The organism is Erwinia sp. (assembly GCF_031978025.1).
Classification (GTDB): Bacteria; Pseudomonadota; Gammaproteobacteria; order Enterobacterales; family Enterobacteriaceae; genus Erwinia.
The window spans coordinates 1-9,604 of the sequence record NZ_DALZCD010000163.1 but is presented as its reverse complement, the minus strand read 5'-3'; the positions used below and the strand labels follow the sequence as shown (position 1 = coordinate 9,604).

The 9,604-nt window shown below is 55.8% G+C and carries 8 protein-coding genes and 1 other annotated feature; all 8 genes read right to left on the bottom strand.

From position 1 onward, the window contains the following. On the bottom strand, positions 1-1,177 hold a 1,177-nt coding region (locus RTK32_RS13655; RefSeq protein WP_312044817.1), incomplete at its 3' end, for an inosine/guanosine kinase. A gap of 74 nt (positions 1,178-1,251) precedes the next feature. Continuing rightward, complete coding sequence (gene hemH, locus RTK32_RS13650) at positions 1,252-2,211, bottom strand: ferrochelatase (RefSeq protein ID WP_312044815.1); 960 nt, start codon at positions 2,209-2,211, stop codon at positions 1,252-1,254. 116 nt (positions 2,212-2,327) lie between these two features. Then, a complete protein-coding gene (gene adk / locus RTK32_RS13645) occupies positions 2,328-2,972 on the bottom strand; it encodes an adenylate kinase (protein ID WP_253455012.1) in 645 nt (214 codons plus the stop codon). Positions 2,973-3,337: 365 nt separating this feature from the next. Further along, positions 3,338-5,212 (bottom strand): molecular chaperone HtpG, encoded by a 1,875-nt coding sequence (gene htpG / locus RTK32_RS13640; RefSeq protein ID WP_312044812.1) that lies wholly within the window; start codon positions 5,210-5,212, stop codon positions 3,338-3,340. 96 nt (positions 5,213-5,308) lie between these two features. Then, the gene (recR, locus tag RTK32_RS13635) at positions 5,309-5,914 is read right to left on the bottom strand and encodes a recombination mediator RecR (protein ID WP_312044810.1); all 606 of its coding nucleotides are present in this window, start codon (positions 5,912-5,914) and stop codon (positions 5,309-5,311) included. Further along, positions 5,914-6,243 (bottom strand): YbaB/EbfC family nucleoid-associated protein, encoded by a 330-nt coding sequence (locus RTK32_RS13630; RefSeq protein WP_312044808.1) that lies wholly within the window; start codon positions 6,241-6,243, stop codon positions 5,914-5,916. The genes recR and RTK32_RS13630 overlap by 1 nt, the downstream gene beginning before the upstream one ends. 53 nt (positions 6,244-6,296) lie before the next feature. Beyond that, positions 6,297-8,288, bottom strand: coding sequence for a DNA polymerase III subunit gamma/tau (dnaX, locus tag RTK32_RS13625; protein ID WP_312044806.1), 1,992 nt, complete (start codon positions 8,286-8,288; stop codon positions 6,297-6,299). Then, positions 6,891-6,952 (bottom strand) — a sequence feature (DnaX frameshifting element). It overlaps the preceding gene by 62 nt. Before the next feature lie 1,000 nt (positions 8,289-9,288). Beyond that, a partial coding sequence (locus tag RTK32_RS13620; RefSeq protein ID WP_312044804.1) for a purine phosphoribosyltransferase family protein occupies positions 9,289-9,604 on the bottom strand: 316 nt, incomplete at its 5' end.

Sequence of the window (9,604 nt, the reverse complement as noted above, 5' to 3'; positions counted from 1 at the left end):
AGGAATAGGTCAGATAGCGACGACCATGCTTGCTGGAGTTTGGCACGTTCAGGCGATGATAGTCGTTAGCGGTAATATCATGCAGCACCGCCGCCAGCGCGCCGTCGCCCGCGCCATTGGTGTTCATAATTTTCTCCGGGCCGCCCATATAAGGGGCGATGTGCGAGAAAATGCGCAGCGGCTGTTCGCAATCCTGGTGGCGCATCGCGCGGCTGAACTCGTACTGGTTGAACTCCGGAATGGCGCCGGGCAACAAAGGATGCTGCGTTTTGCGCTTGCCCTCTTCCTCGGTATAGCCCGCCATATAAAGGCCGTTCGGCCCGGCGGTGCACAGAACCAGGTCCACCCAGTCCAGCGCCATATTCGCCGCCTGCAGCGGATCGCTGAAGCCAGTCAGCGCCTCGCCCTCTTCCTCATTCATCGCCACCACGGAAACATGATCGCGCAGGAAGTCGCGCCAGAACTGTGGATTATCACCAATCACATATTTCGTTCCCAGCGTAAGCACCACCGGCACGTTATGTTTTTTAGCCCAGGTGATGGCCTGCATGGTCGCTTCCGCCATCGGTTCTCCCGGCTTGCAGCGCAGCAGATAAGAAGTCAGCAGCAGCGCGGACGCGCCGGCCACCACCTCTTCAGGAATGCTTTCCTTGCCCAACTGGTTCATCATGCCAGGACTGATAGCAAAGGTCCGCTCGCCATGCTCGCCAATCAGCGTAAAACAGCGGCCAATAGCGCCGTCGACACCCTGCAAATAGTTCAGATCGGTCCGGCTGGAAGTGTTGCAAAGGTAGCGATAGGCGTAGCTGCCAATCTGCACGTTGCTGCACATCACGCCCAGCAACACCGAACGGTCGTCGGCCAGCACCGAATAGTTGTGCAGCGTATTGCCGATCGTGCCGCCCGCAAACTGGTGAGTAATCAGATTATTTTGCGTCAGCTCTTCATACAGCGCCTCGGCAACTTCATCTTCAATGACCAGCGAATGGCCCATGCTCAGGCCGTAGCGGGCTACAAAAGCGTCATCCACTTTCGCTTCGATATCCACCAGGATCTGGTCGATACCGGCTATCCAGCTGGTCGCCGTTTCGCTTTCAGGCTGCACGGGCTGGAGCAGCGGATCGCGGGCGCTGACGGGAAAATAGTGTTTGGATTTACGCTGGCCGGGAAATTTCATGTTACTGACTTAAGGAAGGGATACAGGCAGGCAATAATAACAGGGATGCGGCTGAGTGCCCACACCCCTCTGTTTTAACGCTGGCCGTTAACCAGCTCGACCATCATATCGATATGCAGCTCATCGTCATTCAGCGCCGGAATATATTCAAATTTGGTGCCGCCCGCGTGCATAAAGAATTCGCAGTTCTGCTCGCTGATCTCTTCCAGCGTTTCCAGGCAGTCAGCGGAGAAACCAGGGCTCATCACCTGCACATGCTTCACGCCTTTCGCCGGTAACGACTGCATCGTTTCGTCGGTGTAGGGTGTCAGCCACGGCTCGCGGCCAAAGCGCGACTGGAAAGTCAGCATCGCTTCATGATCGGCCAGACCCAGTGCAGCAATCAGCGCCTCGCTGGTTTCCCGACAGCGCAGCGGGTAGTCGTCGCCCTGATCGGCAAAGCGCTGAGGAATGCCGTGGAAAGACATCACCAGCAAATCCGGCTTGCCGTGTTTAGCAAACGACCGTTCGACCGAGGCCTTCAGCGCGGCAATATAGGCAGGATGCGTGGCGTAATCGCGAATAAACTGCACCGAAGGCAGACTGCGATAGCCAGCAAACACCTGGGTAATGCCGTCCCACACTGCTGCCACGGTCGAGCAGGAGAATTGCGGGTAAAGTGGCAGCACGATCAGACGGGTTACGCCCTGCGCCATCAGGCTGTCGAGCGCGCTTTTCAGGCTTGGATTGCCGTAGCTCATCCCCAGCTCTACCGGCATATCCAGCCGGGCAGCCAGCGCGTTGCGCTGCCGTTTGCTGTAGACCATCAGCGGAGAGCCCTCTTCCATCCACACCGAAGCATAGAGTTTGGCGACTCGTGGCGAACGGATCGGCAGAATGACGCCATTGAGGATAGGCCACCACAGCCAGCGCGGCGTATCGACTACGCGTCTGTCGCTAAGGAACTGTTTCAGGTAGCGTTTAACAGCAGCCGTGGTGGGCGCCTCAGGCGTACCTAAGTTCACCAGCAGCACGCCGGGTTTATCTTGCCTCATTGTTATTCCTTCTCTGGGCATGTCAGGTGATGAAAACGAGAATCATTTTAGCGGAAAATCAGGAAGGGGTAACCAATTGCTGTAGTAGGGCCAGCTTTTGCTGGCCCCGAAAGGCATTAACCGAAGATTTTTTCCAGCTCGGCGCTGACTTCAGACACTTTACGGGTGCCGTCAATTTTGTGGTAAGCGGTGTGGCCCGCTTCCGCTTCTTTGCTGTAGTAGGCGATCAGCGGCGCGGTCATCTGGTGGTATTCGACCAGACGCTTACGCACGGTTTCTTCCTGATCGTCTTTACGTGTGGTCAGCTCTTCACCGGTCACGTCGTCTTTTCCTTCCACCTTAGGCGGATTGAAGGTGACGTGGTAAACGCGGCCAGAAGGAGCATGTACGCGACGGCCAACGATACGTTCAACGATCAGTTCATCCGGAACGGCGAACTCCAGCACGTTGTCAATTTTAATGCCCGCTTCCTTCATGGCATCCGCCTGAGGAATAGTGCGCGGGAAGCCATCAAGCAGGAAACCGTTACGGCAATCTTCCTGCGCGATACGCTCTTTAACCAGGGCGATAACCAGTTCATCCGTCACCAGTTTGCCCGCATCCATCAGCTCTTTGGCCTGCTGACCCAGTTCGCTACCGGCTTTAACCGCTGCGCGCAGCATGTCGCCCGTGGAGATCTGCGGAATGCCGTATTTCTCCATAATGAACTGAGCCTGAGTCCCCTTACCTGCACCCGGAGCACCGAGCAGAATAATACGCATTGCGTAAATCCCCTTGCGAATCGCTTTAATCAAATTATGTAGGGCATGAACATACCATCATGCCCCTGTATCCACAAGGAACGTGGCCGTTTAGCCGGGTTAATGCGCGTTAAAGTTACCCGTAACACCAAGGAGTTTTGGGTTCATTGACGCTGCTTTAGCGCCTTACGGCCGCCTTCGGGCTGAAAGCCTTGTTTTCAGACAAATTCACCCTGCAAATAGCAGGATCGCTACAGCTGTTGCGCAGTAAGAGAGATCGCGGAAGGTCGATTCAGGCACTTAAGTAAGATAATTGGGGAGGCTGGGATAAAACAGTAGAGGCGATCGATAAAGAGGCAGAGAGCCATGCTCTCTGCCTGGGTCGGTTAGCTCAGCAGCAGCTGGTTCATGCGGCGAATAAACTGGTTAGGATCTTCCAGCGTACCGCGTTCGGCAAACATCGCCTGATCGAGCAGCAGTTCAATCCACTCGCCGAAACGGGCTTCGTCCTGCGTATCGGCAGCACGTTTAACCAGCGCGTGCTCCGGATTCAGCTCAAACAGATACTTCACTTCCGGCACCGGCTGGCCCGCAGCAGCGAACAGTTTCGCCATCTGGGTGCTCATGTCATTGGCATCGGTCGTGACGATGGCTGGCGTATCGGTCAGGCGGTGCGTCAGACGCACGTCCTTCACGCGCTCGCCCAGCAGCGTTTTCACGCGATCGACAAACGGCTCCAGCGCTTTTTCCGCTTCTTTTTGCTCTTCGCTCTCTTCGTCAGCCAGCTTGCTCAGCTCGTCATCCGCTTTGCTGACGCTCTGGAAGGTTTTGCCATCAAACTCGGTCAGATAGCTCATCATCCATTCATCAATGCGATCGGAGAGTAACAGCACCTCGATGCCTTTCTTACGGAACAGCTCCAGGTGCGGGCTGCTTTTCGCCGCGGCGTAGCTGTCGGCGGTGATGTAGTAAATCTTCTCCTGGCCTTCCACCATACGGCTGACATAGTCTTCCAGCGACACGGTCTGCGCGGAGCCTTCGCTGCTGGTTGAAGCGAACCGCAGCAGTTTAGCGATAGTTTCTTTGTTAGCGCTGTCTTCAGCCGGGCCTTCTTTCAGCACCAGACCGAACTGCTGCCAGAACTTCTGATACTGCTCTTCGTCGTCTTTGGCGACTTTTTCCAGCATTTGCAGCGCGCGCTTGCTCAGCGCGTTACGCAGGTTCTGGGTAATACGGCTGTCCTGCAGAATTTCACGCGACACGTTCAGCGGCAGATCGCTGGAATCTATCAGGCCACGGACGAAGCGCAGGTAATTCGGCATAAACTGTTCGGCGTCGTCCATGATAAACACGCGCTGCACGTAGAGTTTCAAACCGTGCTTGTGATCGCGGTTCCACATGTCCCACGGCGCCTGGGAAGGGATATACAGCAGGCTGGTATACTCCTGCTTGCCTTCCACGCGATTGTGGCTCCAGGTCAGCGGATCGGCGAAATCGTGTGAAACGTGTTTATAAAACTCTTTATATTCTTCGTCGCTGATTTCAGACTTATTGCGCGTCCACAGCGCCTGCGCCTTGTTGATTTTTTCCCAGCTGGACGTTTTCTCTTCTTCGTTATGTTCTTCGATTTCTACCGGCAGTGCGATATGGTCAGAATATTTACTGATGATGCTGCGCACGCGCCAGGCGTCCAGGAACTCATCTTCACCTTCGCGCAGGTGCAGAGTGATTTCGGTGCCGCGATCTTCTTTGGTGATATCGGCGATAGTGTACTCACCTTCGCCCGCCGATTCCCAGAACACGCCTTCATCAGCCCCGGCACCGGCAGCGCGCGTGCGGACAGAAACTTTATCCGCCACGATAAAGGCGGAATAGAAGCCGACGCCGAACTGACCGATCAACTGGCTGTCTTTCGCCTGATCGGATCCGAGTGATTCCAGGAAGGATTTGGTACCGGATTTGGCAATAGTACCCAAATTTTCAATGACTTCGTCTCGCGTCATCCCGATGCCGTTATCGCTCAGCGTCAGGGTACGATTTTCCTTATCAACAGAAACACGCACGCGCAGATCGCCGTCGCCCTGGTAGAGATCCGGCGAGGAGAGTGCGCGGAAGCGCAGCTTATCGGCCGCATCGGAGGCGTTGGAGATCAGTTCACGCAGGAAGATTTCTTTATTTGAGTAGAGGGAATGGATCATCAGGTGCAGAAGCTGTTTTACCTCTGACTGGAAGCCACGCGTCTCTTGTCCTTTCATGGTCATTGCTACCTCAGTTAACTTGGCGGTTTACGTTGAGAAGTAGAATGGGGGCGACTGGCAGGTTTTCAAGACGGCACGACGCATCGTGCCGTTAAATGGCTAAAATTTAATCTTGTGGCGCCCTGCCAGAGAATGAGACAGCGTGGTGCCGTCCACCATCTCCAGCTCGCCACCAACCGGCACGCCGTGCGCAATGCGGCTGGCTTCAACGCCATACTGCCCGCACAGCTCGGCAATGTAGTTAGCGGTCGCCTCACCTTCAACCGTGGGATTGGTGGCCAGGATCACCTCCTGAATCGTCTCTTTTTCCAGCCGCTGTTCCAGCCGATCAAGACCGATATCGTTCGGGCCAATGCCATCCAGTGGTGAAAGGTGTCCCATCAGCACAAAGTAGCGGCCGGCGAACTGGCCGGTCTGCTCAATGGCGTGAATGTCGGCCGGGCTTTCTACCACGCAAATCAACCCCGTCTGCTGACGACGAGCGTTAGCGCAGATGGTGCAGATTTCCTGCTCGGTAAAGGTGTGGCAGTCTGCACAATGTCCGATTTCCGACATGGCACGCGTCAGCGCCTGCGCAAGGCGCATCCCGCCGCTGCGATCGCGCTGCAGCAGCTGAAACGCCATGCGCTGGGCTGACTTCGGCCCCACGCCGGGCAGGCAGCGCAGCGACTCCATCAGGCTTTCAAGGAGCGGGCTGGTCAGCATCAGAACGGCATCTTGAAGCCAGGCGGCAGCTGCATTCCGCTGGATACCGCAGACATTTTTTCTTTCTGCGCTTCCGCTACGCGACGGGCGGCATCGTTAAATGCGGCAGCGACCAGATCTTCCAGCATCTCTTTGTCATCTTCCAACAGGCTCGGATCAACCTCTACACGACGACAGTTGTGTGCGCCGTTGATGGTGACCTTCACCAGGCCCGCGCCCGATTCACCCGTTACTTCCATGGCTGAGATCTCTTCCTGCACCTGCGCCATTTTGTCCTGCATTTGCTGGGCCTGCTTCATCAGGTTACCCAGTCCGCCTTTTCCAAACATAGTTTTCTCTCTTAAGAAGGGCCGTATTCATGCCTGAGCACGACTACAGCGTTTCAAAGGGGGCGAATACTCTCTTCATCCACGTCCGCGTCAAAAAAGCGACACAGCGTCTGAATATGATTATCCGCGATAATTGACTGACGCGCCTGCGTCAGTTTCTCTTCGTAGATTTTTTGTCGCCATTCCAGCGGCGTTAAGACTGCCGGATTATCGTCTTCAATCAGCGTCAGTTCAACCGGCTTGCCTGCTGCCACACTCAGCGCCTCGCCCAACGCTTTCTGCGCCGAAGGCGAATTCAGATGACGCTGAGCGGAACGCAAATGCAGACAGATACCGTTTTCCGTCTGCTCTTTCCAGGCATTCAGCGCCAGCTGCTGCACCAGCTTTGGCAAGGTGAGCCCGGCAATTTCCGCCGCCCAGGCATCGCGCTGCTGCGATTCTACCGTCAGCTTCGCCATTAGCTCCGGGGTTTTCTCATGTTCCAGCGCCGTACGCAAGGCCTTGGGCGTGGCGACCGGTTCCGGCTTCGCCTCGACGGTTTGCGCTTTCCAGCGATAGGCCTCTGGCTTTACCGGTTCAGTCGCAATAACGGCGCTTTGCCGCTTCTGACCACGCTCGGTCGCGGCAGCCAGCCGCTCCAGCGCCGAGCCTGCCGGCCGCGCATTGGGCGCTGCCGGCTCACTCTTTTTTAGTTTGGTCGCTCCCTGCTGGCGCATCAATTGCGTTCGCGCCTGCAACAGCTGGCTGGTGGTATCAGGCAGCGGCCCGCCGGACTGAACGGTGTGCGTCGGTGTCGGCCCGGGTGGCACCGGGGACTGAACGGTGTGCGTCTGTGCCGGCCCTGGCGGCGGCGGGGTCTGCACAGCCGATGGCGACGGGATCGTTTCCTGCCGACCCGGCTCCGCAGGCTGAGCCTGTGGCACCATTGCAGGACGCGCAACCGGCTCGGCAATCACCTGTTTAGGGTGGAAGGCCAGCGCTCTCAACAAGGTCATTTCCACGCCCATGCGGCGATCGGGCGCCAGCGGCAGCTCTTTGCGCCCCACCAGCAGCGTTTGATAATAAAGCTGCACGTCAGCAGGTGGCAGAACGCGTGCCAGCTCGCGCAGGCGCTGTTCGGCAGTGGCAAACTCCTCCCCCAGCGCGGAAGGCAGCAATTGTATCATTGCCACGCGATGCAGCAGCGTGAGCATTTCTACCAGCAGTGCTTCCCACTCAACGCCACGAGAAGCGGCCTGGTTCAGCAAAGACATCACCTGTTCGCCTTCGGCATTCACCAGCGCTTCAATGAGCGCAAGCGGCTGCTCGTCGTCCAGCGTGCCGAGCATACTGCTGACCGTCACCGTAGTGATCTGTCCCTGCCCCATCGCGATAGCCTGGTCGGTAAGGCTTAACGCATCACGCATACTGCCATCGGCCGCTCTGGCTAACAGCTGCAGCGCGCGCGCTTCAGAAGCAATTTGTTCCGCTTCCAGCACATGTTCGAGCTGGCCACGGATTTGACCTACGTCCAACGCCTTCAGATGGAACTGCAGACAGCGTGACAAAATAGTCACCGGCAGCTTCTGTGGATCGGTAGTGGCGAGCAAAAACTTTACGTGCTCAGGAGGTTCTTCCAGCGTTTTTAACAGCGCATTAAAGCTGTGGCGCGAAAGCATGTGGACTTCATCGATCAGATAGACTTTAAAGCGGCCACGCGCGGGCGCGTACTGCACGTTATCTAACAGATCGCGGGTATCCTCGACCTTGGTACGCGAGGCCGCATCGATCTCAATCAGGTCGACAAAGCGGCCCTGCTCGATCTCACGGCAGTTGTCGCATTTTCCACAGGGGGTCGCGGTAATACCGGTTTCACAGTTAAGGCCTTTCGCCAGAAGACGGGCGATAGTGGTTTTCCCCACCCCCCTGGTGCCGGAAAAAAGATAAGCGTGATGGATGCGGCCAAGCGACAGGCCGTTCGCCAGCGCGGTCAGTACATGTTCCTGACCGACGACATCACTGAACGCCTGAGGACGCCACTTGCGGGCCAGTACCTGGTAGCTCATGCGTGATTCATCATTGATTTATAGAGAATAATTCATCTAAACACCGTTAACCCGTGTGTTAGCCTCGTTGCTGATTGCCGCTACAGTGTACCAGTACGGCCAGGGTCATTCCTATCACTTTGCGTAAAACCGGCGGCTAAATCCGCTCGCGGCCAGTGCCGGTAAACACGCTGTTTAAAAGCGAATAAAAAGAAAATAGCGTGAAGACGGACATAGAATTGCCTGCTGCATTCAATAAACCGTGAAAACCGAAAACCCGTCACTTCCCCTGACAGGGGGAAAAGCGTTCCCCCTGATAAATCAATATCTTTAATAACAGGAGAATGGAAAATAGCGGTATTGAATAATAATTAAGAGAGGGGGTATTTTAACCAATTACCCGCCCACCTAAAAACAACCCATTGAAAATGAATGACTTTACAAGATGAAGTCATACTTCAATTGTCAGATGATACTAACGGAATAGTAAAATGAAAAAACGCATCGTGAAAACCCGTATATTTTAAATAAAAAAGGGGTTCAGCACGTTTAATACTCTGACGTTTTTTATCTCGCCCTGCATTGCGCCTGTTACCCTGCTCAGGCGGAAGAGAATATTACCGTCGGTGCCGAGGGTGGCAACGGAGGGAGCGGCAGCCATGCAAGCCTTGCCGGTGAAGCAGGCATCGGCGGCAAGGGTGGCGAGCATCGCTCTGGCTGGGGAGTTTCACTATAAATCAGGTTACACGTTAAAGCTTTTTTTACATTGCCACTACCGGTGATACCGCGCACGGCATACGAGTCGGTATGGCGGGCGTGAACGGCACGGGCTGGCGTGAATAGCGCCTTGCCGATAGTTCAGCTTTAGCACGGGTTCACAACTGCACAAAGGCCATCCGGGCTGCATGAGGCTGTGCAAAAATCGTCGCACGAAACGGTCCAGGCGCTCTCCGCTGCCTTCAGCAGCATCTTTTAAATAAAAAAAGGCCGGCAAGCGCCAGCCTTTTTTTCCCGGTAGGACCTAGTGGCCTGGGAAATTCACCAGGCTGAAGCAGTCCAGACCCATTGCCTTCAGACGCGCTTCGCCGCTCAGATCGAACAGGTTAATGATAAACGCCGCATCTTTTACCTCGCCGCCTGCACGGCGGATCAGCTTGGCGGTCGCTTCGATGGTGCCGCCCGTCGCCAGCAGATCGTCCACCACCAGCACTTTATCGTTTGGCCCAATCGCATCGCAATGCAGTTCCAGACAATCTGTGCCGTATTCCAGCTCGTAAGTTTCAGCAAAGGTTTTACGCGGCAGTTTGCCAGGCTTGCGTACGGGCACAAAGCCTACG

Bases quoted from the DNA above. Each gene is read 5' to 3' on its own strand.
- htpG (WP_312044812.1), bottom strand. From the start codon at position 5,212: ATGACCATGAAAGGACAAGAGACGCGTGGCTTCCAGTCAGAGGTAAAA.
- adk (WP_253455012.1), bottom strand. From the start codon at position 2,972: ATGCGTATTATTCTGCTCGGTGCTCCGGGTGCAGGTAAGGGGACTCAG.
- hemH (WP_312044815.1), bottom strand. From the start codon at position 2,211: ATGAGGCAAGATAAACCCGGCGTGCTGCTGGTGAACTTAGGTACGCCT.
- RTK32_RS13630 (WP_312044808.1), bottom strand. From the start codon at position 6,243: ATGTTTGGAAAAGGCGGACTGGGTAACCTGATGAAGCAGGCCCAGCAA.
- recR (WP_312044810.1), bottom strand. From the start codon at position 5,914: ATGCTGACCAGCCCGCTCCTTGAAAGCCTGATGGAGTCGCTGCGCTGC.
- dnaX (WP_312044806.1), bottom strand. From the start codon at position 8,288: ATGAGCTACCAGGTACTGGCCCGCAAGTGGCGTCCTCAGGCGTTCAGT.